The sequence below is a fragment of the Bradyrhizobium algeriense genome, assembly GCF_036924595.1.
GTDB classification, from domain to species: Bacteria; Pseudomonadota; Alphaproteobacteria; order Rhizobiales; family Xanthobacteraceae; genus Bradyrhizobium; species Bradyrhizobium algeriense.
Genome location: NZ_JAZHRV010000001.1, coordinates 7481900 through 7508008, shown reverse-complemented (window position 1 = coordinate 7508008; position 26109 = coordinate 7481900). Strand labels below are relative to the sequence as shown.

Below are 26109 nucleotides of genomic sequence, written 5' to 3'. Positions count from 1 at the left end.
TTCGCTGAGACTGCCGATGAGTTTACGGAAATTGCTGTCCGCCGTTTTGCTGCTGTCGCTCCCCGCCATGGCGCAGGCGGCAGATATCACCGGCGTCCCGAAAATCCGTGAAGGCGATCACCTCCAGATCGGCAACAGCCGCATCCGCCTGGGCGGCATCGACGCGCCGGCCGTCGATCAGCTCTGCCTCAACACCAAAAGCGAGCGCTGGGCCTGCGGCGCCGCCGCGCGCGACGAACTGATCAAACGCTTCGGGGGCAAGAGCTGGACCTGCCATACCAGGGCCGTCACCGATCGCCGCGGCCGCACGGTGGCGCGCTGCGAGGCCGACGGCGAGGACATCCAGAAATGGCTGGTGTCAAACGGCTGGGCGCTGGCGGCTACGCGTATCTCGCGCGACTATGAGGCAGATGAGAAAGCCGCGCGCGAGGCCCAGGCGGGGATGTGGCAAGGGGCGTTCATCGCGCCATGGGATTGGCGCGTCCGCAACAAGAAGACGGCGATCCTTGGCGCGGTCAAGCCGCCGGAGAACGCCAGGGCGATCCTGCTGGCGTCGGCATCCGGCTCGGTGGCGCCCTCGCCGGACTGCACCATCAAGGGCAATGTCAACCGCTCCGGCGAATGCATCTATCACCAGCCGACAAGCCGATGGTATGCGAAGATCGAGATGAAGATCTCAAAGGGCACGCGCTGGTTCTGCTCGGTCGAGGAGGCCGAAGCCGCGGGCTGCCGCGAGACGCGGCGGTAGCACTACAGCCCAGACGTGCTACCCTTCGGGGGCCTGACATCGCGGAGCGCTGGATGTGACCGACACCGATGGCGCGCAATCCCCGGTCAAACCGAAGCGTTCGCTGTGGAAGCGCGCGGCCTGGATCTTGCTGCTCGTTGTCATCGTCTACGGCGCCGTCGCCTATCTGATCCTGCCGTTTTTCTGGACCCATTACGAACATCAAAAAGGCCTCGCCCAATTACCTATGGTGACGCGGACCGGTCAGGGCATTCCCGGCGATCCGATCAATGTCGGGCTGGTCGGCGACACCAAGGACGTCGTCTGCGCGATGCACGCGGCCGGCTGGTACCCCGCCGACCGGATCACGCTGAAATCCTCGATCGAGATCGTCGGCAGCGTGCTGCTCGACCGGCCCTACAAGGACGCGCCGGTGAGCAATCTCTATTATCTCGGCCGCCGCGAGGATCTCGCCTATGAAAAGCCGATCGGGGCCAGCGCCGACCAGCGCAACCATGTGCGCTACTGGAAGGTGCTGGACAGCGGCGCGGAGAAGCGTCCGGTCTGGCTTGGCGCGGCCACGGAGGATCGCGGCGTCGGCGTCAGCAAATACACCGCTGCGGTCACGCACCACATCAGCCCCGATCTCGACGCCGAGCGCGCGCTGCTTGCGGCTGACCTGGAAACCGCCGGCATGGTCGAGGCGAAATATCAGGTCACCGGCATCGGGCCGACGATTGCGGGCCACAATGGCGGCGGCGATCTTTATTACACCGACGGCGAAATCTGGGTGCTGCGGCTGGTCGAAGCCTGCAAAAAGCGCGACGGACCTGCGGTGACGATCCCGAGCCCGCCGGCGACCGAATTGAAGGATCAGATCTGGGCCGCCATCGCCAAGGCGGTCGGGAAATAGCTGTGCTGATTGCCGTCGTTGTGAAGAGCAATGAGTGCAATTTGATCTATTTTGCAGCTCTGGATTGCTTCGCTGCGCTCGCAATGACGATCTCGATCGAATATTATGCCAGCTGAATCTCACGCGCCTCGATTCCGCGTGCTTGCCAATAAGGAAAAACAACAAATGACCGTTCGCGCGGGCCGGGAGTTTCTGGCCATCCCGGGACCTACCACCATGCCCGACGAAGTGCTGCAGGCGATGCATCGCCCGGCGCTCGATATCTATTCCGAACAGATGCTGGAACTGACCGACAGCCTGCTCGCCGATCTCTCAAAACTATTCGCTACCAAGGGCAAATCCTACATCTACATCGCCAACGGCCACGGCGCATGGGAAGCGACGCTGTCCAACGTATTGTCGCGCGGCGACAAGCTGCTGGTGCTGGAAAGCGGACGCTTTGCGATCGGTTGGGGTCAGGCGGCGGCGGCGATGGGCGTCGAGGTCGAAGTGCTGAAGGGCGACTGGCGCCGCGCGATCCGTCCCGCGGAAGTCGAGGCTCGGCTGAAGCAGGACAAGGATCACACCATCAAGGCGATCGTCGCGGTGCAGGTCGATACTGCGTCCGGCGCCTATAACGACGTCGAAGCGATCGGCAAGGCGATCAAGTCTACCGGCCATCCGGCGCTGTTCATGGTCGACACCGTGGCTTCGCTGGGCTGCATGCCGTTCGAGATGGATAGATGGGGCATCGACGTCGCGATGTCCGGCTCGCAGAAGGGCCTGATGACGCCGCCGGGCCTGGGCTTCGTCGCCGCCAACGACCGCGCCCGCGAAGTGCACAAAAAGGCCAACCTGCGCACGCCCTATTGGGACTGGACCGAGCGCGAAGGAGCCGAGCACTACCGTAAATATGCCGGCACCGCGCCGGTGCATTTGCTGTTCGCGCTGCGCAAGGCGATCGACATGCTCCATGTCGAGGGACTTGAAAACGCCTTTCTGCGTCATCGCCTGCTCGCCGAGGCGGTGCGCCGCGCGGTCGCGGCGTGGTCCGAGGGCCAGGTGCTCGGCTTCAACATCGCGGAGGCCAATGAGCGCTCCAACACGGTGACGACGGTGACGATGAACGGCTTCGATCCGGCTGCGCTGCAGCGCTACTGCAAGGACAAATGCGGCGTGGTGCTCGGCACTGGAATTGGCGATCTATCCGGCCAGGCGTTTCGTATCGCCCACATGGGCCATGTGAATGCGCCGATGATTCTGGGCACGCTCGGCGTCATCGAGGTCGGCCTCAACGCGCTCAATATTCCCCACGGCAAGGGCGGAACCGAGGCCGCGATCGAATATCTCGGCGAGAACGTCAGGGCGTGAGCCCCGACCTGTATCACTGGTAGGATGGGTGGAGCGAAGCGATATCCATCACGGCAGCAACGATGGGTATCGCTTCGCTCCACCCATCCTACAGGCCACTGTAGCGGTTGAGTGTTCGTAAGCTTGGAAGGAACGGCATAGCCGTTGCGACTGCACATGAACTACCTGCGCGGATTCTTCAGTTTCTACGGTCGGATAAACAGACTTCAATACGCGGTGGTCATGCTAGTTGGATACCTAGGATCGCTAGCCATCTTCGCGTTGACATGGCCCAGCCTTCACGCGATGGGCGATCTCGGCGTATTCACGGGGGTTGCAAATCTAATCGTTATTATCTGGGTTTTATTTGCAGCCATGGCGAAGCGGTTTCACGATATCAACAAATCGGGCCTATCCAGTTTACTTATTTGCCTCCCCGTCGCTGGATTGTTCACACCACTGGTTTTGCTTTTTTATCCGGGTGACGCCATGGATAACAGATTTGGACGACCCCCGGTTTGGTTCTAAAATAATCTGCGCTAAGGCGCGACCAAGACTAAGCGCCTGATTTATGAGTACACGCCTGGTTTGATTGATGGTTATCGCTGCGCTCCACCCGCACTGTCGTCCCCGCTAACGCAGCGTGACTGCATTTCACATGGTGAGAGAAATCGCGTTCTCGCGCTCCCTCAGCCGCATCTAAATGATGGGTATCGCTTCGCTCCACCCATCCTACTCTTTCCCAACCCGTTTTTGTCCGTATACTGGCATACCAAGCCGGGCGCTGATCCGTGCAAGAACGAAGGTGGGAGTGAGGCGATTGGCGTCCGTTGATTTGCGCGGCCTGACCAAGCGATTTGGCTCGCTTGCGGTGGTCGATAACGTCTCCTTGAAAATCGACCATGGACAATTGGTCTGCCTGCTCGGCCCCTCCGGCTGCGGCAAGACCACGACGCTGCGGCTGATCGCGGGTTTCCTCGAACCTTCCGACGGCGAGATCCATGTCGGCGAGCGGCTGGTGTCTTCGAAGGCGCGCACGCTGCCGCCCGAGCAGCGCAACATGTCGATGATTTTTCAGAGCTACGCGCTGTGGCCGCACATGACGGTGACGGAAAACATCGTCTACGGCCTGCGCCTGCGCAAAATGGACCGCGACACCATCGCAAAGAAACTGGCGGCGATTCTGGCCACGACAAAACTCGAGGCGCTGGCGCAGCGCTATCCCGGCGAACTATCCGGCGGACAACAGCAACGCGTGGCACTGGCGCGCGCGCTGATCGTCGAGCCGCAGACGCTGCTGCTCGACGAGCCGCTGTCCAACCTCGACGCCAATCTGCGCGAGGAGATGCGGTTCGAGATCCGCCGCCTGCACGATGAATATCGCTACACCACCGTCTATGTCACCCACGACCAGTCCGAGGCGATGACCACGGCCGACCTGATCGCGGTAATGAACGGCGGCCGGATCGACCAGCTCGGTACGCCCGAAGACATCTATGCCCGCCCCGAGTCCGAATTCGTCGCGCGCTTCATCGGCGCCAGCAATGTCATCAAGGGCACCGCGCGCGATGCCAACCACATTTCCTTTGCTGGCGCGACGTTGCAGGTGGTCGGCGCGCCGCTCACGGCGGGTGAGGGCGCCGTGGTCGCGATCCGCCAGCACGATATCGCCCTGTCGGCGCAGGCGCCGGCTTCGCCCGAGAACGCCATCAAGGCCGTCGTGACGCGGCAGGTCTATCTGGGGGCCGCGCGCGACTACATGGTGGAAGTGGCCGACGGCACCAGTCTGCGCGCCACCACGCCGACCGAAACCAATGTGCAAAAGGGCAGCGAGGTCTGGTTGACGCTGCCGCCTGAGCGCTGCCGGGCGCTGAGGCGTTAAAGAAAAAAGGAAACAGGAGGACGCGATGAAGGGACGAAAACTTTCGCGGCGCGACATCCTGCAAGGCGCGGCCACGCTTGCCGCCGGCACCATGTTCGCCTCCCCCGTTCGTGCCCAGGCGCCGGAGCCGGTCGCGATCACGCCTGAGCTGGTGGAGGCGGCGAAGAAGGAAGGCAAATTGATCTTCTATTCGTCGATGGACCTGCCGGTCGGCGAAAAGCTCGGCAAGGCGTTCGAGGCCGCCTATCCCGGCATCACCATTCAGATCGAACGTTCCGGCTCGGAGCGGCTGTTTCAGCGGATCGACCAGGAATTCGGTTCGGGCATCCGCGCAGCCGACGTGATCAACACCTCGGATGCGTCGCACATCATCACCTGGAAACGAAACAATTGGCTGGCGCCATTTGTATCGGAGGATATGGCCCGGCATTTTCTTCCTGAATATCGCGACCCCGACGGCATGTCCGCCACCTCGCGGATTTATTTGTCGTCGATTGCCTACAACACCAATCTGGTAAAGCCCGAAGACGCACCGAAGAGCTTTGCCGACCTGCTTGATCCCAAATGGGCAGGCAAGATGGTCAAGGGCCATCCGGCCTATAGCGGCACCATCATGACTGCGACCTTCCAGCTGGTCCGTGAACTGGGCTGGGATTACCTGGAGAAGCTGTCGAAGCAGCGGGTAATGCAGGTGCAGTCCTCGACCGATCCGCCGAAAAAGCTTTCGCTTGGCGAACGCGCCGTGATGGCCGACGGCAATGAATACGGCATCGTGCTGCTGAAGGAAGCCGGTCAACCGGTTGAACCGATCTATCCGGCCGAAGGCGCGCCGACGATTTCGGGGCCGACCGCTATCTTTGCGTCAGCGCCGCACCCAAATGCCGCACGGCTGTTCCAGGCCTGGCTGCACACCCGCGAGACCCAACAATTCTTCACCGACTTTACCGCGCAGTATTCCGTTCACGCGCAGGTGCAATCGAAGCCGGGGCGGTGGAAGATTTCGGACATCAAGCTGATGAAGGAAGATGCCGCAGGGGTCGAGAAGATGGCGGAAGAGATCAAGACGCGCTATGCGCGGTTGTTCAGGGTTTGAGGATGGGAGCAGCGGCGTTCTCTGTCCCGCCTCGCCCCGCCTGCGGGGAGTCGAGACGAGCGAAGCTCGCTCTTAGGCCGACGCGCATCGAAAGATGCGCGGCGGGTGAGCGGGCTCTCCGCGAGTCCGAATTTGCGGTGAGACCCCTCACCCCAACCCTCTCCCCGCAAAGCGCGGGGCGAGGGAGCTGCACTTCGCTTGTGGAAATGACATGACCATAACCACCACCGACGCTCCCAAATCCCGCATCGACCTCACCCGCCCCGTCCTGTGGCTGTTCGCTGCCTTCATGATCGTGCTCATCGTGCTGCCGATGTCGTGGCTGGCGGTTTTCGCGTTCACGGACAAGGCACGGCATCCGACGCTGCAGAACTTCGTCACGCTGTTCACCGACCCGGCGTTCCTCGATCCGCTGCTGACGACCGCAATCATCGCCACCACCTCGGCGGTGGTCTGCTGCCTTGTCGCAGCTCCGATCGGCTGGCTGGTGTCGCGCACCGACATGCCGGGGCGGCAGACGATCCGCGCGCTGGTGACGGCCTCTTTTGTCACGCCGCCGTTTCTCGGCGCGGTCGCCTGGGAATTGCTGGCGGCGCCCAACAGCGGATTGTTGAACCAGCTCTATCGCTATCTCACCGGCGCCGAAGATCCGCTGTTCGACATCTATTCGTTGACCGGACTGATCTTCGTGATCTCCTGCTACACCTTTCCATTCGTGTTCGTGCTGGTCGCCAACGCGCTCGACAACATGCCGGGCGAGTTGGAGGACGCCTCCGCCATCCTCGGCGGCAAGGCCTGGACCACGGCGCGGCGCGTGACGATTCCCTTGGCGCTGCCCGCGTTGGTCGCGGGCGCCCTGATCGCGTTCCTGCAGGCGATGACGCTGTTCGGATCGCCCGCGATCCTGGCGCTGCCGGCCGGCTTCCACACCATGACGACAAAGATCTGGAGCCTGTTCCAGTATCCGCCAAAACTCGAACTTGCGGCGGCCGCCGCCGTGCCGCTGCTGCTGCTGACGATATTGCTGCTGCAGGGCCAGAAGTTTTTGCTCGGCCGCCGCGGCTTCTCCGTGGTCGGTGGCAAATACGGCGCGCCGCGCCCGATCGAGATGAAGGGATGGCGCTGGGTGGCACTGGCGTTTTGTCTGCTCGTGCTGCTCAATCCTGTGTTCCTGCCCTATTTCGCGCTGCTCAACGCGGCGTTCTCGCCGAACGCGACCACGCTGGTGACGCCGTCGACGGCGACCCTGCACAACATCGTGTTCGTGTTCACCGAATTGTCGTCGACCCAGCTCGCGCTGAAGAACACCGTGATCCTGGGCGCATCGACGGCGACCATCGGCACGATTCTCGCCCTTGTCGTCGCTTATGTCACGACCCGGCGCGTGATCGCGAGCCATCGCGTGCTCGGCTTTCTCGCGACCGCCCCCGTCGCGGTGCCCGGCATCGTGCTCGGCGTCGGGCTGTTTTTGAGCTACACGCGACCGCCCTTCGTGCTCTACGGCACGCTGTGGATCCTGCTGGTGGCGTTCCTTACCATCAACCTGCCGTCGGCCTATCAGCAATTGCAGGCGGCGTTCGCGACCATTCATCCCGAGCTGGAGGACGCCAGCCGCATCCTCGGCGCGACGCGGCTGCAGACGCTGCGCCAGATCACCGCGCCCTTGCTGCGCACCGGCGTGATCGCGACCTGGTGCTTCATCTTCATCGGCGTGATGCGGGAGCTATCCGCGGCGATCGTGCTGTTCACCTCGCAGACCAAGGTGCTGTCGGTCCTGATCTACGACCTCAACGAAAGCGGCGATCTCGCCGCCATCTCGGTGCTCGGCATCGCGATGCTGGTGATCACTTTTGCAGTAGTGCTGGCGGTGAACCGAATTCCGGTGTTCGGCGGCGGCGCCGCGGCGAGGCTGCGGAATAGTTAGAAGCCCCGAGCCGTAGGGTGGGCAAAGGCGCTTTTGCGCCGTGCCCACCATCAAGCCCTCCGCAAGGAATGGTGGGCACGCTGTCGCTTTGCCCACCCTACACATCTGGTAATCCGCCACATTCGCCCCGATATAAGGCACAATCATTGAGCCCCACGAGGACCGCGTGACCCAAGCCGCCACCGAGAAACCTGCCCTGTCGCCTCCATCAGCCCCGCGCCGCCCGCACACCTTCACCACGCACGGCATTACGGTGACCGACGACTATGCGTGGCTGAAGGATGCCAGATGGCAGGAGGTGCTGCGCGATCCAGCGATACTCGACCCGGATATCAGAAAGTATCTGGAAGCCGAGAACGGCTACACCGAGAGCCTGCTCGGCCATACCGGCCCTCTGCAGAAGAAGCTGGTCGCGGAAATGCGCGGGCGGATCAAGGAAGACGATTCCAGCGTGCCCGCACCGGACGGCCCATTTGCTTATTTGCGAAAGTTCCGCGAGGGCGGGCAGCATGAACTGTTCGGCCGCACGCCGCGCGATGGCGGCGACGTGCAGATCGTGCTCGACGGCGACGCGCTGGCCGCAAACCACGAATACTTCAAGTTCGGCAGCGCACGGCATTCGCATGACCACAAACTGCAGGCGTGGAGCGCCGATACCAAGGGCTCGGAATATTTCTCGATTCGCGTGCGCGATTGGAGCACTGGGGCCGACCGAGACGATTTGGTCGAGGAGACCGACGGCGGCATCGTCTGGAGCAAGGATTGCAACAGCTTCTTTTACGTCAAGCTCGACGACAACCATCGCCCGATGCAGGTCTGGCGCCACAAGCTCGGCACCAAACAGGCCGACGACACGCTGGTTTATGAGGAACAGGATTCCGGCTGGTTCACCCATCTGCACGAAAGCTCTTCCGGCCGCTTCTGCGTCATCGCCGGCGGCGATCACGAGACCTCGGAGCAACGGCTGATCGACCTCGAACATCCCGAGGCGCCGCCGCGGCTGGTCGCGGCGCGCGAGGAAGGCGTGCAGTATTCGCTCGCCGACCGCGGCGATGAGTTGTTCATTCTCACCAACGCGGATGACGCGATCGACTTCAAGGTCGTGACAGCGCCCCTCGCCGCCCCCGAACGCGCCAACTGGCGCGACCTGATTCCATATCGCGAGGGCGTCTATGTGCTCGATGTCGAACTCTATGCCGGCCACATGGTGCGGCTGGAGCGCGCCAACGCGCTGCCCGCGATCATCATCCGCGATCTCGCGACGGGCGAAGAGCACGCCATCGCCTTCGACGAGGCGGCCTACTCGCTCGACACCATGGGCAGCTACGAGTTCGAGACCACGAATTTGCGGTTCTCCTATTCGTCGATGACGACGCCGGCGGAAGTCTATGATTACGACATGGCCACGCGGGCGCGCCTGCTGCGCAAGCGGCAGGAGATTCCGTCCGGCCACAACCCCGCCGACTACGTCACCACGCGCATCATGGCGACCTCGCATGACGGCGCGTTGGTGCCGGTCTCGATCCTGCACCGCAAGGATCTGGTACGCGACGGCAACGCGCCGCTGCTGCTCTACGGCTACGGCTCCTATGGCATGGCGATGCCGGCCTCGTTCGCCGCCAACCGGCTGTCGCTGGTCGATCGCGGCTTTGTCTATGCGATCGCGCATATCCGCGGCGGCGCGGATAAAGGCTGGGGCTGGTATCTCGACGGCAAGCGCGAGAAGAAGACGAACTCGTTCGATGATTTCGCCGCGGCCGGGCGCGCACTGATCGAGGCGAAGTACACCAGCGCAAAGCGCATCGTCGGCCATGGCGGCAGCGCCGGCGGCATGCTGATGGGCGCGGTCGCCAACCGATCAGATGAATTGTTCGCGGGCATCGTCGCCGAGGTGCCGTTCGTAGATGTACTCAACACGATGCTCGACGACACGCTGCCGCTGACGCCGCCGGAATGGCCGGAATGGGGTAATCCGATCGAGAGCGAAAAGGACTTTCGCACCATTTTGTCGTACTCGCCCTACGACAACCTCGCGGCAAAGGAGTATCCCGCCATCCTGGCGATGGGCGGCCTGACCGATCCGCGCGTCACCTATTGGGAGCCCGCGAAATGGATCGCGCGGCTGCGCCCGACCATGAGCGGCGGCGGCCCGGTGCTGCTGCGCACCAACATGGGCGCCGGCCACGGCGGCGCGTCGGGGCGGTTCAACCGGCTGGATGAAGTGGCGATCGCCTATGCGTTCGCGCTGTGGGCGGTGGGGCTGACGGAGAAGGCGGAGGTCTAAGTGGCTCCCTCACCCGGCGCTACGCGCCAGGTGAGGGAGCCGGCAACTCATTACGGCATCGTATAAGCCGTCTTGACCGTCGTATAGAACTCAGCGGCGTAGCGGCCCTGTTCACGGGCACCGAAGCTGGAGCCCTTTCGACCGCCGAACGGCACGTGGTAATCGACGCCGGCGATCGGCAGGTTTACCATCACCATGCCGGCTTCGGAATTGCGCTTGTAGTCGCTGGCGTATTTCAGGCTGGTGGTACAGATGCCGGATGACAGGCCAAACTCGGTGTCGTTGGCGGTCGCCAGCGCTTCGGCATAATCCTTGACCCTGATGACCGCGGCCACCGGCCCGAATATTTCCTCGCGCGCGATCCGCATCGTGTTGGCCACGCCGGTGAACAATGCCGGTTGCAGATAGAAGCCGGGCGCCGCGCGATTGAGAAGTTCGCCACCGAAGGCAAGCTTGGCGCCTTCGTCCTTGCCGATGCTGATATATTTGAGATCCTGATCGAGCTGGCTCTGATCTACCACCGGGCCGATATCCGTGCCGGCCTTGACGGCGTCGTCGACCTTCAGGCCGCGCATTCGCTCGGTGAGGGCCTCCACGAATCTGTCGTGGATGCCGGCGGTGACGATCAGCCGCGAGGCGGCGGTGCAACGCTGCCCGGTGGAAAAGAACGCGCTATTGGCGGCACATTCCACCGCCACCTTCAGATCCGCGTCATCCAGAACGACCAGCGGATTCTTGCCGCCCATTTCCAGCTGAAACTTCTTCATCGGCCGCGAAGCAATGCAGGCCGCCGCGACCTTCTGGCCGGTGGCCACCGAGCCGGTGAAGCTGATCGCGGCAACATCGGGATGCTCCAGCAAGACCGCGCCGACTTCAGAACCGCGCCCGATCACGAGGTTGAGCACGCCCTTGGGCAGGCCCGCCCGGTGTAGAATATCGACCAGCGCCCAGGTCGAGCCCGGAACAAGATCGGCGGGCTTGACCACCACGGTGTTGCCATAGGCCAGCGCTGGCGCGATCTTCCAGGCCGGAATCGCGATCGGGAAATTCCATGGTGTGATCAAGCCGACAACACCCAGCGCTTCGCGCGTGATCTCGATGTCGATGCCGGGGCGCACGGAAGCGAGTTTCTCGCCCGCCATCCGCAGGCATTCGCCGGCAAAGAACGCAAAGATCTGGCCGGCGCGTGCGACTTCGCCGATGCCTTCCGGCAGCGTCTTGCCTTCCTCGCGCGACAACAGCCGGCCCAGCTCGTCCTTGCGGGCCAGGATTTCGTCCGACGCCTTTTTCAGGATGTCGTAGCGCGCTTGCGGCGTCGATCGCGACCATGCCGGAAACGCCGCTTTGGCAGCCGCAATCGCAGCCTCGGCTTGCGCACGCGTGCCGCGCACGGCTTCGCCGACGATGTCCTTGGTATCGGATGGATTGACGTTCGGCGCGCGAGCACCATCGGACAACCATTCGCCGTCGATCAGATTGTTGAACATCAGCATGGGCGGTTTCTCCACTGTTACGTCGGTTTTGGATCGCGCGTCCGGGAATAGAAGACTATCGTCCGTTGGCCTTGCGCCAAGCAGCAAAATCCTTCGGCGTCTGCTCGTCGGTTGCGGGATAGAGGCCAAGGATCGAGCGGCCCTTGCGCACTTCCTCTGTAACAAAATCCTCGAACGCAGTCATCTCGACCGCCTCGTCCGCTATCTCATCCGCCAGGTGCGCCGGGATCACGATCACGCCGTCGCGATCACCGAGGATGACGTCGCCGGGAAATACCGGCGCGTCACCGCAGCCGATCGGGACGTTGATCTCGATTGCCTGATGCAGCGTCAAATTGGTCGGCGCGCTGGGGCGGTGGTGATAGGCGGGAAAGCCGAGAGCCGCGATCTCGGCGGAATCACGAAAGCCGCCATCGGTGATCACGCCGGCGCAGCCGCGCTGCATCAGCCGCGTCACCAGAATGGCGCCGGCGGACGCGGCACGGGCATCCTTGCGGCTGTCCATGACCAGCACCGCGCCGGGCGGGCAATCCTCGATCGCCTTGCGCTGCGGGTGGCCGCGGTCGCGGAACACGTCGATCTTGTTGAGATCCTCGCGCGCCGGCATGTAGCGCAGCGTAAAGGCTTCGCCGACCAGCACCGGCTGATCGGGGCCGAGCGGGTGCACGTCCTGGATCATCTGGATGCGAAAACCGCGCTTGAACAGCGCGGTGGCGACGGTGGCGGTAGAGACCGTCTTGAGTTTGTTGCGGGTGGCGTCGCTCAGTTTTGTCATAGCTTTCTCGCTTTCTTCGTCGTCATTCCGGGGCGCTCGCGTTAGCGAGCGAACCCGGAATCTCGAGGTTCCACAATGTGCAATTGCACATTGGGGTTCGATGCTTCGCATCGCCCCGGAACGACAGGATCAATCAAACCGCCCCATGCGATTCCACATACAGCGCGTAGACCGAGTGGCAGCTCGTCATATAAAGGCGATTGTTCTTCGGGCCGCCGAAGGTGAGGTTGGCGCAGCGCTCCGGCAGGCGAATGTGGGCGAGCGGCTTGCCGGCGGGGCTGAACACCATCACGCCGTCGAGATCCTCGGACTTGCCCTTGAGCTGGAACACTTTTCGGCCGCCGACATCGGTCGGCTCACCTTGCAGCGCGCCGTTGGAGCCCCAGCCGCACCACAGATTGCCGTCGCGGTCGACACGAAAACCGTCGAGCGCGCCCTGGTCGGCAGCGTCGATCAGCTTGGTCTTGCCGCCCACCGTGCCGTCGTCGTTGACGTCAAAACTCCAGATGCTGCGGTTGGGCGTGCCCTTCCACTCCACGACATAGAGTTTCTTTTCGTCCGGCGAGAACGCGAGCCCGTTGGGATTGACGATGTCGGTAATGACGGCGGTGAGTTTGCCGTCCTTGGTGAGGCGATAGACGTTGGTGGTGGCCTGCTCGGGCTTTTCCTTCTTGCCTTCCCACTCGCCGTTGATGCCGAACAAGGGATCGGTGAACCAGATGGTGTCGTCGGACTTGACCACAATATCATTGGGTGCGTTCAGCCGCTTGCCCTCGAACTTGTCGGCGAGCACGGTGATCTTGCCGTCCTTCTCGGTGCGGGTGACGCGGCGGGTGACCGAATGCTCGCAGGTGACGAGCCGGCCCTGGCGGTCGCGGGCGTTGCCATTGGCGTAGTTGGCGTTAGCGCGGAAGACGCTGGTCTGGTTGGTCTTCTCGTCGAACTTCATGATGCGATTGTTCGGGATGTCGGAGAACAGGAGATAGCCGCCCTCGGGGAAGTATGCCGGCCCTTCGGCCCAGCGCATGCCGGTCGCGACCTGCTCGACCGTCGAGGAATAGATCCGGTACTTTGCGAAGCTGGGATCGAGGATCTGCACCGCTGGATCGGGATAGCGCTGGTTCGGCGTGAACGGAAACGATTGCGCGCCGGCTGTGCGCGCGAGAAGCGTCGTGGCAGCAGCGGCGCCGGCCCCTGCGAGCAGGTTGCGTCGAGACATGGTCATTGGTAGTCCTCCCCTGGGTCGTCTTCTGTTTTTGCTCAGCTCTTAGAACGTCATTGCCTGCGACAAACGCGAAGCGTTTGCGCAAGGGAGCGAAGCGACGAAGCAATCCACTCTTTCTTCGTGCCGTGAGATGGATTGCTTCGCTGCGCTCGCAATGACGTATTACCGCTGGACGGATTACGGCTAGTAAATCGAGGGCTCCTCCACCGGCGCCCCAAACCCGGTCTCCAGAAAATCGAAATCGCAGCCTTCATTGGCCTGCTTGATATGCTTGGTGAACATCCAGCCATAGCCGCGCTCGTAGCGCGGCTCCGGCGCCTTCCATGCGGCACGGCGCTTTGCGAGTTCGGCTTCCGGGACATCGAGGTTGATGGTGCGTGCGTTGACGTCGAGCGTGATCTTGTCGCCGGTTCGCACCAGGGCCAGCGGGCCACCGACATAGGACTCCGGCGAGACATGCAGGATGCAGGCGCCGTAGCTGGTGCCGCTCATGCGCGCGTCCGACAGCCGCACCATGTCGCGCACGCCCTGCTTCACCAGTTTTGTCGGGATCGGCAGCATGCCCCATTCCGGCATGCCGGGTCCGCCCTGCGGGCCGGCATTGCGTAGGATCAGCACGTGATCGGCGGTGACGTCCAGATTCGGATCGTCGATCGCCTTCTTCATCGAGGGGTAATCGTCGAACACCAGCGCCGGGCCGGTGTGCTTGAGGAAGCGCGGTTCGCAGGCGCTGGGCTTGATCACGCAGCCGTCGGGCGCGAGATTGCCCTTGAGCACGGCGAGCGCGCCCTCCTTGTAGATCGGGTCCTTCACGGTACGAATGACGTCGTCATTATAGACTTCGGCGCGCGCGATGTTGTCGCCGAGCGTCTCGCCGGTCACCGTCATGACGTCGAGATGCAGATGCTCCCTGATGCGGCTCATCAGGCCCGGCAGGCCGCCGGCATAGAAGAAATCCTCCATCAGGTATTTATCGCCGCTCGGGCGCACATTGGCGATCACAGGCACCTTGCGGCTGGCCGTTTCGAAATCGTCGAGCCCGATGTCCTGGCCGGCACGACGCGCCTGCGCGATCAGATGGATGATCGCGTTGGTCGAGCAGCCCATCGCCATCGCGACCGTAATGGCGTTCTCGAAGGCTTTTCGGGTCTGGATTTTTTCCGGCGTCAGATCCTCCCACACCATCTCGACGATGCGGCGGCCGCATTCCGAGGCCATGCGGATGTGGCCGGCATCAGCGGCGGGAATCGAGGACGCGCCCGGCAAGGTCATGCCGATCGATTCCGCAATCGCCGTCATGGTGGAGGCGGTGCCCATGGTCATGCAGGTGCCGTAGCTGCGGGCGATGCCCGCCTCGACATCGACCCAGTCCTTGTCGGAGATCTTTCCGGCGCGCCGCTCGTCCCAGTATTTCCAGGCGTCCGAGCCGGAGCCCAGCGTCTTGCCCTTCCAGTTGCCGCGCAGCATCGGGCCCGCGGGCAGATAGATCGTCGGGAGGTTCATGCTGGTGGCCCCTAACAGCAGGCCCGGCGTGGTCTTGTCGCAGCCGCCCATCAGCACCACGCCGTCGACGGGATGGCCGCGCAGCAATTCCTCCGCGTCCATCGCCAGCATGTTGCGATAGAGCATGGTGGTCGGCTTCAGAAACGATTCCGACAGCGACAGCGCCGGCAGCTCCATCGGGAAGCCGCCCGCCATCAGGATGCCGCGCTTGACGTCGTCGACGCGCGATTTGAAATGCATGTGGCAGGGCTGCGCGTCCGACCAGGTGTTGAGGATCGCGATAACAGGCCGGCCCTTCCATTCCTCCGGCGCATAGCCCATCTGCATGGCGCGCGAGCGGTGGCCGAAAGCGCGAAGATCGTCGGGCGCGAACCAGCGCGCGCTGCGGAGCTCGGCGGGGTTCTTCTTGGTCATGATTGCGTACCCCATTTTTGGACGGTGTTGCGCTCGATCGTGCGGAAGATCAGGTTCTCGACAATCAAGCCGATCACGATCACCGTCAACAGGCCAGCGAACACCGCAGGGATATCCAGCAGGTTACGGTTTTCGAAAATGAACCAGCCGAGACCACCCTGCCCCGACGACACGCCAAACACGAGTTCGGCGGCGATCAGCGTGCGCCAGGCAAACGCCCAGCCGATCTTAAGGCCGGTCAGGATAGAACCGAAGGCAGCAGGAATGAGAATACGGGCGACATAGGGCAAACCGCGCAGGCCGTAATTGCGGCCGACCATGCGCAGCGTGTTCGACACGCTCTTGAAGCCGGAATGGGTGTTGAGCGCGACCGGCCACAGCACCGAATGGATCAACACGAACACGAGGCTGCCATTGCCCAACCCGAACCAGATCAGCGCCAGCGGCAGCAGCGCGATCGCCGGCAAGGGATTGAACATCGCGGTGATGGTTTCGAGAAAATCCGTGCCGATCCGGGTCGAGATCGCGAGAACGGTGAAGATCGCCGCGAGCACGATGCCGGCGGCATATCCCATGAACAGTACTTTCAGCGACGCCCAGGCGCGCATGGGAATAGTCCCATCGCGCACCTTGTCGAACATCGTCAGAATCGTGTCGTGGAAGGTCGGGAACAGCAGCGGATTGTCGAGGACGGTGCCGTAGATCTCCCAGGCTGCGGCGAGGAAGATGATGATAACGGATTTGCGGACGAAGCCGTCGTTCCATAACAGCTCCGGCACCGTCAGCTTGCGCTCGACTTCCGTCGGAACAACCGCCGCCAGGTCTGCGGCATCGCGCAGCAGGATTTTGGCCTCGCCCATCGCGCGCTCCCCCTCAGTGTGCCGTCACGGCGTCGGCGAACAGCAAATCGTGGATCTGCTTTTCCAGCCGGGCGGCGCTGCCGTCCTCGCCGGAGACCTTGTCGACATCGATCACCTCGGCCTTGACGCGGCCGGGATGCGGCGACAGCAGCAGGATGCGGTTGCCGATCTTGATCGCTTCCGCGATCGAATGGGTGACGAACAGGACGGTGAACTTTGTTTCCGCCCATAGTTGCAGCAATTCATCCTGGCAGGTCCGCCGCGTCAGCGCGTCGAGCGCGGCGAACGGCTCATCCATCAACAGAATATCCGGCTCCATCGCCATGCCGCGGGCGATCGCCACGCGCTGCTTCATGCCGCCGGACAGCGTGTGCGGATAGGCATCGACGACGCGGGTGAGGCTGACCTTCTCGATATAAGCGCGCGCCCGCATCTCCGCGTCCTTGCGCGGCAGGCGGCGCGTCATCAGCAGCGGAAACATCACGTTTTCCAGCACCGTCTTCCACGGCAGCAACTGGTCGAACTCCTGAAAGATCATCATCCTGTCGGCGCCGGGTTCGGATATTTCGCGGCCCGAGATGCGCATCTTGCCTTCGCTCGGCGTCATGTAGCCGCCGACCGCCTTCAACAGCGTCGACTTGCCGCAACCGGAGGGGCCGAGCAGCACGAAGCGATCGGAACGATCGACCGTGAAGCTGACCCGCTCGGTCGCGGTCACCACCGCGCTCGAAGTCTTGTAGCGCAGCGTTACGTCACTGACATCGAGAAGCGCGGCCATGTCGATCAATTACCCTTCAGGTCGTGCGCGACCGGCAGATAGTAATCGGTGAAGGCTTTTGGCATGGTCTTCAGCGTGCCGACCTTGAACAGATGGGCGGCGAATTTCATGGTGCCCTGCGGCTGCAGGTTCCATTCCATCATGCCGGGCTCCTTGAGCCACGCCAGCAGATCGTCGACGCTGGTCTTGTCGCCGGTGACTTCCTTGTAGATCTCGACCGCGGCCTTGGTGTCGCTGCGGATCAGGTCCTGCGCCTCCTTGGTGGCGTCGCGCACCGCCTGCACGATCTTCGGGTTGGCGTCGGCGAATTTGGTCGTCGTGAAGAACTGCGCCTGGCTGAGCGGGCCGCCCATCACGTCGGGCGACGACAGCACCACATGCGCGCCGGGGACGTTCTTCAGTTCGAGGAACGTGAACGGCGGAATCGAAAAGTGATTGCGCACCTCGTGCTGGGTGTTGGTCAACGCGACATAGGCGTCGGGATGGCCGAGCTGCACGGTGTTGGGATCGAGCTTCGACCACTGGTCGGCGCCGAAGGCTTCGGCGGCCGCGATCTGCAGCACGATCGCCTGCGTCGAGACCTTGACGGTGGGCACCGCGATCTTGTCGTTCGGACCAAAGTCCTTGATCGACTTGATGTTGGGATCGCGGCTGATCAGCGTCATCGGCTGCGCCGAGGTGGCGACGATGCCCTTGACGCCGCCGCGGGTGCGATCCCACAACAGCAGGAGGTTGCCGGTTCCGGTATTGAGGATGTCGACGCTGCCGGCCAGCAGTGCATCGGTCTGCGCGCCACCGCCGCTCAAATTGATCCATTTGGTGGTGACGCCGGGAACGCCGAGGGAAGCCGCGTGCTTCTCGATCAGCTTGTTCTTTTCCATGATGTGCGAGGGCATGTAGAAAATGCCCGGCTGCCGCGACAGGGTGATCTCCGACTTCTGCTGCGCCGATGCCTGAGAGTCCGGCAGCAGCATCAGCATCGCAACGGCGCCCGCGCAGGCGCTCCACATCCTGTTTTTCATTGTGCATCTCCTCCGGCGCCTCGTTGACGCTTCCGGGGAGATGCACTAATGTATTAGTGCATCTGAGGCAAGTCCCTTCTGAAAACGGCCGGTCGTCCGATGGCTCCCCTGCAAGTCTCCCGCCGCGCAGCCCCGCGTTCCGCAGGCGGGCTCGATCGCGATCGCCAGGCCGCGCCGCAGGTGTTCGAGCGCCTGCGCGGCATGATCATCTCGCTGGAACTGCCGCCGGGATCGCCGTTGTCGCGCGCCGCGCTTGCCGGCCAGTTCGGCGTCAGCTCGACGCCGATCCGCGATGCGCTGATGCGGCTTGAAGAAGAAGGGCTTGTCGACGTCTTCCCGCAATATGCAACCGTGGTCAGCCGGGTCGACGTGCGGCTGGCGCAGCAGGCGCATTTCCTGCGGCAAGCGGTCGAACTCGAAATCGTGCGTGGGCTCGCGATCCAGCACGACGGAACGCTCGTCGCCGAACTTCAAGCGACGATTGCCCTCCAGCAGCAATATGCCAAGGCCGGCGACTTCGAAAAATTCATGGCCGCCGATAACGAGTTCCACAGTCAGCTCTATGCGGCGGCCGACAAGCAGGACATCTGGGCGCTGGTGCGCAGTCGCAGCGGACATATCGACCGGCTGCGCCGGATGCATCTGCCCTCGCCCGGCAAGGCGCAGGATATCGTGCGGCATCACAGACTGATCGCGAAGGCGATCGATGCCGGGGAACCCGACGAGGCGCAGAAGCACCTGCGCACTCATTTGTCCGGCACGCTCAGCGAACTCGCCCGGATTCGATCGCGCTACCCGGAATATCTCAGCAACTGATCCTTGCTGCCCTTTGCGGCCCTGCCGCATGCGCGGGCGAATGACCTTCTCGGGCGCAAGGCCTTGTGCTTGTCTGTCCGGCAACATGCGGATAACTGCGTTTTTATCCGGGCTTTTTTGACGGCTAACCGGAGCGTTCCTGCCGGCGAAGCAGTTGCGACAACACGAGGATTCGGCAAAACTCGCAACCTGCCGTTGACTTGCTTCCAAACGGGGCCCGGAGAACTTTTTACTTTGGCAAGAATATTGGTCGTGGATGACGATATTGCGGTCCAGATGACCATCCGCCTGTTGCTGGAACGCGCAGGCCATAGCGTGGTCACTGCCGATGACGGGCGAAAGGGCCTGGCATTGTGTCAGACCGGAGATTTCGATCTGCTGTTTCTCGACATTTTTATGCCGGGAATGGACGGATTTGAAACCATGCGGATGGTTCGCCAGCAGCAGCCGCAGCTTCCGATCATCGTCATCTCCGGCCGGCCAGTCTCTCCGGAGGCAGACACCGCCCCGGACTTCCTGACCATGGCGACCAAGCTTGGCGCGGTCTCCAGCCTGCAGAAGCCGTTCCGGCCGGCCGACCTCCTGGCAGCCGTCACGGGCTGCCTGGCAGCCGCCGGACGCGGCTCGCCATCGCGCGGCGGTGTTGCTTCCTCCCCGTAATGCGCCATAGCATCCGATTCATCCGGCGGCCCGCCGGGCCGGAGCGGGAGGGCAAGCGAACAGCGACATGACGCTCACAACCAAGCTTGCCATCGCGATGATTGCGTTGGTCGCGATCGCGGTTTCCGCGGTCGGATGGCTGAACTATCGCAACCTGGAACAGGCGCTTCTGCTGCGGGCTCGCGACCGCATCGAGACTCATTCGCGGCAGCTCGCGACCGACCTCGAATATTACGCGGCCAGCGCGACCGGAGATGTCGCGAGCTTTCGTTCCGCAGCGGCGCTGCACGGATTGATCCGCGCCCGCAGATCGGGGGGCATAGATCCAGTCGATGGCGTCACCGAAAAGACCTGGCGCGACCGGCTGGCATCACGCTTCGCGGCCGAACTCGAAGCCAAGCCAACCTATGCGATGCTTCGGATCATCGGCCTTGACGACGATGGCCGTGAGCTTGTCCGCGTTGATCGCGCGGGACCGAACGACACGGTTCGGATCGTGCCCGAAGAGGGCTTGCTGAAGAGAAACAGTCGCGGCTATTTCCACGAAACGATGGGGCTTGGCCCCACGCAAATCTACGTCTCGCCGCTCGATCTGGGTCGACGCAACGGACTGATCGAGGCGGTGCACAGGCCGACGCTGCGCGTCGCGACGCCGATCTTTGGAGACGACGGCAAACCGTTCGGCCTTTTCATGGTCAATGTTGACATGCGGCGGGCGTTCGACCGTATCCGGTCGTCGGTGTTGCCTGGCGAAACCATATACGTCGTCAACAAGCAGGGCGACTATCTCATTCACCCGGATCGGTCGCGCGAGTTCGGCGCGTTGCTCGGCAAGCCGAACGACTGGAAAGCCGATTTCCCGCATCTGGCGTCGCAGGCCGGGGCCACGCAAGGCAGCTCGGATATCGTGCCGGATCAAGCCGCACAGCCGGGCGGAATAGCGCTGGCGCCCGCTATTCTGGCGGGCGTCGAATGGGTTGGCGTCATCGAAACCGCCCCTAACGCGGTCATCATGGCGCCGGCCGCGAGCATCAGAAATACTTCCCTTCTCGTTGGCGGGATCGCCGTGTTGTGCGCGGCGGTGCTGGCCCTGGTGATCGCGAGGTCGCTGACCCGCCCGATCGTGCAGCTGACCGAAGCCGTGCAAGGGGTGGCCAGTAGCAAGAAGATCACCATTCCGGTCGATGCAGGCGGCGAGACCGGTGTGCTCGCGCGCGCATTTGCGTATGCGTTCGAGGAAATCAATGCAAAGACCGCGGCGCTCCAACAAGAGGTACAGGAGCATCGCCGCACCATAGCGGCACGCGACCATCATGCCGAGCGGGAGCGGCTGTTCAGCGCGGCGGTCGAATCCTCCAACGACGCCATCATCACGACGTCGCTCGACGGCACCATCACCGGCTGGAATTCGGCGGCGGAGCGGCTGTTCGGATACAGCGCGACGGAAGCCACGGGCAAGAACATCACGCTGCTGGTACCCGAGGATCGACTGCCGGAGCTGCAGGACGCGCTGCGCCGGATCGGCTGGGGCGAAAGCATCGAACACAGTGAAACGGTACGCCTGCGAAAAGGTGGCGGGCGGATCGAAGTCTCGCTCAGCATCTCTCCGATCAAGGCGCCTTCGGGAGCGACCATCGGCATCTCGAAGGTTGTGCGCGACATCACCGAATCCAACAAGACCAGGCAGGTGCTGCGTCGGCAGACCGAAGAGCTTCGCCGCATCTTCGAGACCTCGCAGGACCTGATCATGGTGCTGGATTCGCGAGGGGCTCTGGTTCAGATCAGTCCGAGCTGTGAGGCCATATTGGGCTATCGGCCGGAGGAAATGATCGGCCGCAGCGGCGAGGACTTCATTCATCCCGACCATCTCGAGACCTCCCGCCAGGAAATGCGCGCGGCACGGCGTGGGCAACGTCCGAAGATCTCCGATACGCGCTGCATTCACAAGAACGGGCGGGAGGTGTGGCTGTCATGGCTCGGAACATGGTCCGAACCGGCCAGGCGCTTCTTCTTCGTCGGCCGCGACATGACCGAGAGCCGGCTGGCGCAGGAGACGTTGCGCGAAAGCGAGCAGCTCGCGCGCGGCATCATCGACACCGCGCTGGACGCCTTCGTCCAGATCGACGAGAAGGGCCGTATCCGCGACTGGAATGCGCAGGCTGAAAATATCTTCGGCTGGCCGCGCGATGAAGCGCTCGGCAGGAATTTGTTCGATCTGATGGGCCAGCCGGACGGGCAAGGCCCCCTGAAGAAAGCCCTGCAATCCTTCCTGCTTTCCGGCAACGAGGCAGTCCGTCAGCCCCGCCGCGAACTCCAGGTCAGGCGGCGCGACGGAAAGGAAATCACGGTCGAGCTGAGCATCGCCGCGCTGAAGACGCGTGGGGGCTTCTTGTTCAACGGATTCGTCCGCGACCTCACCGACAGGATCGCGGCCGAGGACAGGATCCGGCAGGCCGAGAAGATGGAGGCCATGGGCCAGCTCACCGGCGGCATCGCGCACGACTTCAACAACATTCTGACCGTGATCACGGGAACGATCGAAATTCTGGCCGATGCCGTCAAGGGCGAACCGCAGCTTGCCGCGATCACGCGAATGATCGACGAGGCCGCCTCGCGCGGCGCCGACCTCACCCAGCAGCTGCTCGCATTCGCGCGCAAGCAACCGCTCGAACCAAAGATAACCGACGTCAACACGCTGATCATCGACACCGCGAAACTGCTGCAGCGGACGCTCGGCGAGCATGTCGAGATCGAATCCGTGTTCGAGGATGAGACCTGTCCGGCGATCGTCGATCCCAATCAACTCGCCACCGCGATCCTCAATCTGGCCCTCAACGCCCGCGACGCCATGCCGGACGGAGGCAAGCTGATCATCGAGACCGGCTTCGTCATTCTCGATGATAATTATGCGAGGACGCACAGCGACGTCCGGCCCGGCCGCTACGCCATGATCGCGGTGAGCGATACCGGGGCCGGCATCCCGCCCGCGATGCTCGACAAGGTATTCAATCCGTTCTTCACCTCGAAAGGCCCGGGCAAGGGCACCGGCCTCGGGCTGAGCATGGTCTACGGCTTTATGAAGCAATCGGCCGGGCACATCATGATCTACAGCGAGGAGGGCCATGGCACGACGATCAAGATGTATCTGCCGCCGGCGACGGGCGCCTTGCCGGCGGCCGATCCGGCGCTGGCGCCGGCCGTCGAGGGCGGCCATGAAATAATTCTGGTCGTGGAAGACGACAAGCTGGTGCGCGACTATGTGCTCGCGCAACTGCATTCACTCGGTTACGTCACGCTGGACGCGGCGAACGCAGCCGAAGCCCTTGCGCTCGTCCATGCCGGCCATGCGTTCGACCTGCTGTTCACCGACGTGATCATGCCCGGCATGAACGGCCGCCAGCTCGCCGACGAGATGTTGAAGGTCAGGCCCGGATTGAGGGTACTGTTCACCTCGGGCTATACCGAGAATGCCATCATTCATCACGGCCGGCTCGACGAAGGCGTATTGCTGCTCGCCAAGCCCTACCGGAAATCGGATATGGCGATCATGATTCGCAAAGCGCTCGCCGATTGATCGACGCCGCAGCGACCGCACCCGGCCTGTAATCAGCCTGCCTGCAATCAAGCCTGCGATCAGACCTGTATAATCAGATCTGGCCCTGACGCTGCGTGGTCATCACGATCCGGACCAGGTCCGCCGCATTCCGCGCGCCCAGCTTCTTCATGATATTGGCGCGGTGATCCTCGATCGTGCGCGGGCTGATTCCGAGATGCCGCCCCGCTTCCTTGTTGGACGCGCCGGCGGTGAACTGTTCCAGCACCTCGCGTTCGCGCCGCGTGAGCGGTTCGCGTCCCGGAAAATGCAGTGTAGCGATTCGAGATGCCGAATTCTCCGCCTGCCGGCGGGCGTAGGCCTCGATCGCCTCGTCGAGTCTCGCGACGATTTCACTGCCGCGAAACGGCTTTTCGATGAAGTCCAGCGCGCCGTTCTTGATGGCGCTGACCGCCATGGCGATATCGCCCTGCCCCGAGATCATGAAGATCGGCGCAGGATAATCCTCGCCATGCAGCTCTCTCAGAATATCGAGGCCGGACTTACCAGGGATATGCACATCGAGCAGGATGCAGGAAGGCGTCCGCGTTCGTGCAATCGCCAGCAGCGCGGCGCCGTCGGCGAAGCAGATGACCTGATAGCCGCCTGCCGTCAGGACCATCGACAGCGTGTCGCGAACGGCGGGGTCGTCATCGACTACAAAGATCTCCCCACGGGAGGGGGCTTTTTCAGCCATGTTCCATCGTCCATGCGTGGTTGGATGTGACTCACACTCGGATAACGGTATCGAACTCCATACCGGACCGTATTTGTACGGGACCGCAGCTGAACGCACAAGTAGCAACGCACACCTAAAAAAGTAACTAAGGAGTGCACTCATGCAGAATGCAGCAGGCGACGGCGTCGCACAGGTCGCACAGGCGCCCCACGACCGGAATGACGCCTACCGTGCCGTGGTTTCCGACCTCGTCAGCCTGGTCGAGCACGTCCAGAACAGCCTGCGGCTGATCGAACAGACGATCGCCAGGGAAACTTCGGCGGAAACTTTGACGGAAACTTCGGCGGAAACATCGCCCGGCAGCTCCGAGAGTTCCACCGACATCATCGTGCTCGACGACGTGTCTCCCCGCTGCATGAAGGCTGTCGCCGCATTGCAGGCTTGCGACGTCAATCTTGGCATTGCCCTGCGCTCCCTGCGGGAGTCCGGCGATAGCGGTCCATGCGCCTCAAGCCCGCCGGTACTCTCGGTCATCGGGGCGTAAGCCCGACACGGCACCGCCCTGCCAGAGCGCACGATGTCTCTCCACCGCAAACTTTCACCCGGATTTTCTCGCGCCGTTAACTACCTGCTGCGATCGCGGGCTGGCGTCCGTCGTGCCACGGGCGCGCCGTCGGACCAGGACATCGCCACGACGATGGAGAAGCTCGACGCGGCGCTCAACAATATGAGCCACGGCCTTTGCAAGTTCCGGCCGGACAATCGCCTGCTGCTGTGGAACGATCGCTACGTAAAAATGTACAGGCTGGTGCCCGACCGCCTGCACGTCGGGTCTTGCCGCCCCGCGTGAGAAAGCCGTCGACACCTGTTGAACCGGGCGAACCGTCTGCGCTGCGCCGGAGCATTTGGCCCCGCCGGCGCTACCGGCTCAGTTCATCATTTCTTCTTTTGACGAGGCGCCCGGCCGCTTCTTGGCGTGCTTGCCTCTCAGGAAGCGGATGTCCATTTCCGTGCCGTTGACGCGAACCAGTTCGCAGCGGCGATAGGCGAGACCGGTCGACGACAGCAGCAGGAAGAACTCCTTGAGATTGAGGCCCTGAATGGAGCCTTCCACGGTCAACTCGGCGTCGGTGTCCGAGATCGCGTTGAGCTGGCAGTCCCTGCGCCAGGTGCCGTCGATCGCCATGATGCAGACGTCATAGCCCCGGCTGAACGTGACCCGATCCAAGCTCTTGCCGTCCTCTGTCATCGCTCACCGTCCCGCCATCGCCGCAATTTTGGGCATCGACGTTGCGGCGGCCTGCGCGGACCCGGCACGCGCGCCGCTCGGCCGATAGAGACCGCGCTTGTCCGGGAACGGCTTGAAGACATCAGTCAGGCCGACGACCGTTTCCGCCGCGCCCAGCACCAGGAAGCCATCGCCTTCCATCGCCTTGGCGAGGCGGCCGAAGATATTGATCTTGGTGTCCTGATCGAAATAGATCAGGACGTTGCGGCAGAAGATGACGTCAAAGGTGCCAAGCTGGGAGAAATCATGCAGCAGGTTCAGTTGCCGGTGCTGAACCATGGCCCGCAGCTCCGGGCTGATCTGCCAGAGCTCGCCGTTCTGCTTGAAATATTTGACGAGCAATTGAATCGGAAGGCCACGCTGGACCTCGAACTGGCTATAGATGCCCGATTTCGATTTCTCGAGCACTTCGGTGGACAGGTCGGTCGCGATGATTTCGACGCGCCATCCGGCCAGCGCCGCGCCCATTTCCTTCAGCGACATGGCAAGCGAATACGGCTCCTGGCCGGTCGAGCCGGCGGCGCACCAGATCCTGATGCTCTTGCGGTTGGCGCGCGCCTTCAACATCTCCGGCATGATCGTATCGCGGAAGTGTTCGAACGGCACCTTGTCGCGGAAGAAGAAGGTTTCGTTGGTGGTCATGGCTTCGACCACCTGGGCGATGATCGTCGACGATCCGCCCTTCATTTTCTGCACGAGTTCGCCGATGCCCGGCACACCGCATTTGCGCGACAGCGGAAGCAGGCGGCTTTCGATCAGATATTGCTTGTCTGCGGACAGGTCGAGACCGGAATGATCCTTCAGGAGCTTACGCAGATACTCATAGTCTGGCGGGGTCACGGTGGCCTCTCA

The 26109-nt window shown here is 62.8% G+C and carries 23 protein-coding genes; 13 read left to right on the top strand and 10 right to left on the bottom strand.

All coding sequences use genetic code 11. From position 1 onward, the window contains the following. Nucleotides 1–16: 16 nt before the first annotated feature. The 8 genes from V1286_RS36070 to V1286_RS36040 all read left to right on the top strand — a co-directional run bounded on the left by V1286_RS36070 (nt 17) and on the right by V1286_RS36040 (nt 10152). On the top strand, nt 17–748 hold the full coding sequence (locus V1286_RS36070) for a thermonuclease family protein (protein WP_334488294.1): 732 nt from the start codon (nt 17–19) through the stop codon (nt 746–748). 55 nt (nt 749–803) lie between these two features. Next, nucleotides 804–1640, top strand: coding sequence for an LssY C-terminal domain-containing protein (locus V1286_RS36065; RefSeq protein ID WP_417021220.1), 837 nt, complete (start codon nt 804–806; stop codon nt 1638–1640). Between the two features lie 165 nt (nt 1641–1805). Beyond that, nucleotides 1806–2990, top strand: a complete 1185-nt coding sequence (locus V1286_RS36060) for a pyridoxal-phosphate-dependent aminotransferase family protein (RefSeq protein ID WP_334488291.1) — start codon at nt 1806–1808, stop codon at nt 2988–2990. Nucleotides 2991–3146: 156 nt separating this feature from the next. Beyond that, on the top strand, nt 3147–3497 hold the full coding sequence (locus V1286_RS39085) for a DUF805 domain-containing protein (RefSeq protein ID WP_417021219.1): 351 nt from the start codon (nt 3147–3149) through the stop codon (nt 3495–3497). A gap of 292 nt (nt 3498–3789) precedes the next feature. Then, nucleotides 3790–4851 carry an ABC transporter ATP-binding protein gene (locus tag V1286_RS36055; RefSeq protein ID WP_334488288.1) on the top strand — a complete coding sequence of 354 codons (1062 nt, stop codon included), beginning with the start codon at nt 3790–3792 and terminating at the stop codon, nt 4849–4851. A 25-nt stretch (nt 4852–4876) separates the two neighbouring features. Then, the gene (locus V1286_RS36050; protein WP_334488286.1) at nt 4877–5944 is read left to right on the top strand and encodes an ABC transporter substrate-binding protein; all 1068 of its coding nucleotides are present in this window, start codon (nt 4877–4879) and stop codon (nt 5942–5944) included. Between the two features lie 211 nt (nt 5945–6155). Continuing rightward, on the top strand, nt 6156–7868 hold the full coding sequence (locus V1286_RS36045; protein ID WP_334488284.1) for an ABC transporter permease: 1713 nt from the start codon (nt 6156–6158) through the stop codon (nt 7866–7868). A gap of 166 nt (nt 7869–8034) precedes the next feature. Further along, nucleotides 8035–10152, top strand: coding sequence for a S9 family peptidase (locus V1286_RS36040; RefSeq protein ID WP_334488282.1), 2118 nt, complete (start codon nt 8035–8037; stop codon nt 10150–10152). Nucleotides 10153–10202: 50 nt separating this feature from the next. Here V1286_RS36040 and V1286_RS36035 read toward each other — a convergent pair whose 3' ends face one another. The 7 genes from V1286_RS36035 to V1286_RS36005 form a co-directional block, all read right to left on the bottom strand. After that, on the bottom strand, nt 10203–11645 hold the full coding sequence (locus V1286_RS36035) for an aldehyde dehydrogenase family protein (protein ID WP_334488279.1): 1443 nt from the start codon (nt 11643–11645) through the stop codon (nt 10203–10205). Between the two features lie 55 nt (nt 11646–11700). Further along, nucleotides 11701–12420, bottom strand: coding sequence for a ribonuclease activity regulator RraA (locus tag V1286_RS36030; protein WP_334488277.1), 720 nt, complete (start codon nt 12418–12420; stop codon nt 11701–11703). A gap of 133 nt (nt 12421–12553) precedes the next feature. Then, nucleotides 12554–13645, bottom strand: a complete 1092-nt coding sequence (locus tag V1286_RS36025; protein WP_334488275.1) for an SMP-30/gluconolactonase/LRE family protein — start codon at nt 13643–13645, stop codon at nt 12554–12556. A 183-nt stretch (nt 13646–13828) separates the two neighbouring features. Beyond that, the gene (araD, locus tag V1286_RS36020) at nt 13829–15562 is read right to left on the bottom strand and encodes an L-arabinonate dehydratase (protein WP_334488274.1); all 1734 of its coding nucleotides are present in this window, start codon (nt 15560–15562) and stop codon (nt 13829–13831) included. Beyond that, on the bottom strand, nt 15559–16422 hold the full coding sequence (locus tag V1286_RS36015) for an ABC transporter permease (RefSeq protein WP_334488272.1): 864 nt from the start codon (nt 16420–16422) through the stop codon (nt 15559–15561). The genes araD and V1286_RS36015 overlap by 4 nt, the downstream gene beginning before the upstream one ends. 13 nt (nt 16423–16435) lie before the next feature. Then, nucleotides 16436–17200, bottom strand: coding sequence for an ABC transporter ATP-binding protein (locus V1286_RS36010; RefSeq protein ID WP_334490153.1), 765 nt, complete (start codon nt 17198–17200; stop codon nt 16436–16438). A 5-nt stretch (nt 17201–17205) separates the two neighbouring features. Further along, complete coding sequence (locus V1286_RS36005; protein ID WP_417021300.1) at nt 17206–18210, bottom strand: ABC transporter substrate-binding protein; 1005 nt, start codon at nt 18208–18210, stop codon at nt 17206–17208. Between the two features lie 111 nt (nt 18211–18321). On the opposite strand from V1286_RS36005, the gene V1286_RS36000 reads away from it, so the two are divergent. The 3 genes from V1286_RS36000 (at nt 18322) to V1286_RS35990 (ending at nt 23272) form a co-directional block, all read left to right on the top strand. Further along, nucleotides 18322–19038: a GntR family transcriptional regulator gene (locus tag V1286_RS36000; protein ID WP_334488270.1), complete on the top strand. Its 717-nt coding sequence runs from the start codon at nt 18322–18324 to the stop codon at nt 19036–19038. 234 nt (nt 19039–19272) lie between these two features. Then, nucleotides 19273–19698, top strand: a complete 426-nt coding sequence (locus V1286_RS35995) for a response regulator (protein WP_334490147.1) — start codon at nt 19273–19275, stop codon at nt 19696–19698. A gap of 67 nt (nt 19699–19765) precedes the next feature. Continuing rightward, on the top strand, nt 19766–23272 hold the full coding sequence (locus V1286_RS35990; protein WP_334488268.1) for a PAS domain S-box protein: 3507 nt from the start codon (nt 19766–19768) through the stop codon (nt 23270–23272). Between the two features lie 73 nt (nt 23273–23345). Here V1286_RS35990 and V1286_RS35985 read toward each other — a convergent pair whose 3' ends face one another. After that, nucleotides 23346–23987 carry a response regulator transcription factor gene (locus V1286_RS35985; RefSeq protein ID WP_108522288.1) on the bottom strand — a complete coding sequence of 214 codons (642 nt, stop codon included), beginning with the start codon at nt 23985–23987 and terminating at the stop codon, nt 23346–23348. A 142-nt stretch (nt 23988–24129) separates the two neighbouring features. On the opposite strand from V1286_RS35985, the gene V1286_RS35980 reads away from it, so the two are divergent. Next, nucleotides 24130–24513, top strand: a complete 384-nt coding sequence (locus V1286_RS35980; RefSeq protein ID WP_334488263.1) for a hypothetical protein — start codon at nt 24130–24132, stop codon at nt 24511–24513. A 33-nt stretch (nt 24514–24546) separates the two neighbouring features. Further along, on the top strand, nt 24547–24819 hold the full coding sequence (locus V1286_RS35975; protein WP_334488261.1) for a PAS-domain containing protein: 273 nt from the start codon (nt 24547–24549) through the stop codon (nt 24817–24819). Between the two features lie 78 nt (nt 24820–24897). Here V1286_RS35975 and V1286_RS35970 read toward each other — a convergent pair whose 3' ends face one another. Both V1286_RS35970 and V1286_RS35965 read right to left on the bottom strand, forming a co-directional pair. Continuing rightward, on the bottom strand, nt 24898–25218 hold the full coding sequence (locus V1286_RS35970) for a pilus assembly protein PilZ (RefSeq protein WP_108522291.1): 321 nt from the start codon (nt 25216–25218) through the stop codon (nt 24898–24900). A gap of 3 nt (nt 25219–25221) precedes the next feature. Next, complete coding sequence (locus V1286_RS35965; RefSeq protein ID WP_334488257.1) at nt 25222–26097, bottom strand: CheR family methyltransferase; 876 nt, start codon at nt 26095–26097, stop codon at nt 25222–25224. Between the last annotated feature and the right edge of the window lie 12 nt (nt 26098–26109).

Bases quoted from the DNA above. Each gene is read 5' to 3' on its own strand.
- V1286_RS36070 (WP_334488294.1), top strand. From the start codon at position 17: ATGAGTTTACGGAAATTGCTGTCCGCCGTTTTGCTGCTGTCGCTCCCC.
- V1286_RS36060 (WP_334488291.1), top strand. From the start codon at position 1,806: ATGACCGTTCGCGCGGGCCGGGAGTTTCTGGCCATCCCGGGACCTACC.
- V1286_RS39085 (WP_417021219.1), top strand. From the start codon at position 3,147: ATGAACTACCTGCGCGGATTCTTCAGTTTCTACGGTCGGATAAACAGA.
- V1286_RS36050 (WP_334488286.1), top strand. From the start codon at position 4,877: ATGAAGGGACGAAAACTTTCGCGGCGCGACATCCTGCAAGGCGCGGCC.
- V1286_RS36045 (WP_334488284.1), top strand. From the start codon at position 6,156: ATGACCATAACCACCACCGACGCTCCCAAATCCCGCATCGACCTCACC.
- V1286_RS36035 (WP_334488279.1), bottom strand. From the start codon at position 11,645: ATGCTGATGTTCAACAATCTGATCGACGGCGAATGGTTGTCCGATGGT.
- V1286_RS36030 (WP_334488277.1), bottom strand. From the start codon at position 12,420: ATGACAAAACTGAGCGACGCCACCCGCAACAAACTCAAGACGGTCTCT.
- V1286_RS36025 (WP_334488275.1), bottom strand. From the start codon at position 13,645: ATGACCATGTCTCGACGCAACCTGCTCGCAGGGGCCGGCGCCGCTGCT.
- araD (WP_334488274.1), bottom strand. From the start codon at position 15,562: ATGACCAAGAAGAACCCCGCCGAGCTCCGCAGCGCGCGCTGGTTCGCG.
- V1286_RS36015 (WP_334488272.1), bottom strand. From the start codon at position 16,422: ATGGGCGAGGCCAAAATCCTGCTGCGCGATGCCGCAGACCTGGCGGCG.
- V1286_RS36010 (WP_334490153.1), bottom strand. From the start codon at position 17,200: ATGGCCGCGCTTCTCGATGTCAGTGACGTAACGCTGCGCTACAAGACT.
- V1286_RS36005 (WP_417021300.1), bottom strand. From the start codon at position 18,210: ATGTGGAGCGCCTGCGCGGGCGCCGTTGCGATGCTGATGCTGCTGCCG.
- V1286_RS36000 (WP_334488270.1), top strand. From the start codon at position 18,322: ATGGCTCCCCTGCAAGTCTCCCGCCGCGCAGCCCCGCGTTCCGCAGGC.
- V1286_RS35990 (WP_334488268.1), top strand. From the start codon at position 19,766: ATGACGCTCACAACCAAGCTTGCCATCGCGATGATTGCGTTGGTCGCG.
- V1286_RS35985 (WP_108522288.1), bottom strand. From the start codon at position 23,987: ATGGCTGAAAAAGCCCCCTCCCGTGGGGAGATCTTTGTAGTCGATGAC.
- V1286_RS35980 (WP_334488263.1), top strand. From the start codon at position 24,130: ATGCAGAATGCAGCAGGCGACGGCGTCGCACAGGTCGCACAGGCGCCC.
- V1286_RS35975 (WP_334488261.1), top strand. From the start codon at position 24,547: ATGTCTCTCCACCGCAAACTTTCACCCGGATTTTCTCGCGCCGTTAAC.
- V1286_RS35970 (WP_108522291.1), bottom strand. From the start codon at position 25,218: ATGACAGAGGACGGCAAGAGCTTGGATCGGGTCACGTTCAGCCGGGGC.